This is a genomic window from Streptomyces sp. E11-3 (assembly GCF_046540415.1).
GTDB lineage: Bacteria > Actinomycetota > Actinomycetes > Streptomycetales > Streptomycetaceae > Streptomyces.
Genome location: NZ_JAZGRL010000259.1, coordinates 1 through 561, shown reverse-complemented (window position 1 = coordinate 561; position 561 = coordinate 1). Strand labels below are relative to the sequence as shown.

1 pseudogene is annotated in these 561 nt (G+C 68.1%); it reads right to left on the bottom strand.

Going from position 1 to position 561, the window contains the following annotated elements:
• Positions 1–237: 237 nt before the first annotated feature.
• Positions 238–561 (bottom strand): annotated as a pseudogene (locus U9R90_RS36730) (tetratricopeptide repeat protein); the annotation flags it as partial.

The following is a 561-nucleotide window of genomic DNA, read 5'->3' as shown; positions in this document are numbered from 1 at the left end:
CCCCAGCCACGCCGCCACCCCACCGAGGAAGGCATAGCAGGCGGGTGCTACCGGCACCGGGTGAGACTTGGCAAGCGCGGCGCAGAGGAGCGCCGCAAGCGGCCACAGAACCACCAAGCTCGCTACGTGAGCCCACTTGGCCCCCTGGGTACCCGGTGACCCGCGCCCCGGCCCGATAATTGCCATAGCTACCCGTCTCGTTTCCCGGCAGGCCGCCAAGGTGACGATCTTCATGCGTCAGGAACGATCGTGACGCGACACCCCGGGTGCTCTCTCCGCCTCCTTCCGCCAGTGGGCGAGGTTGCGCCTGATAATCGGCACGTGGGGGTGGTCGTCGCCCAGTACCCGCACCATGTGCTCCAGGAGTTGCTCGGTCGTGGTGACAGCCCCTGCCACATCCGCCGCCTGGCCCCGCCAATGGGCGAAGCTGCCCCAAGCCGCAAATGTATCGGGATGGTTCTCGCCCTTGAGTCGTCGGCGAGCATCACGAAGTTGCTCGTACGCCTCTGCGGCCCCGGTCGCGTCCCCCGCACGCCCCCGCCAGGTGGCGAGGTTGTTCCT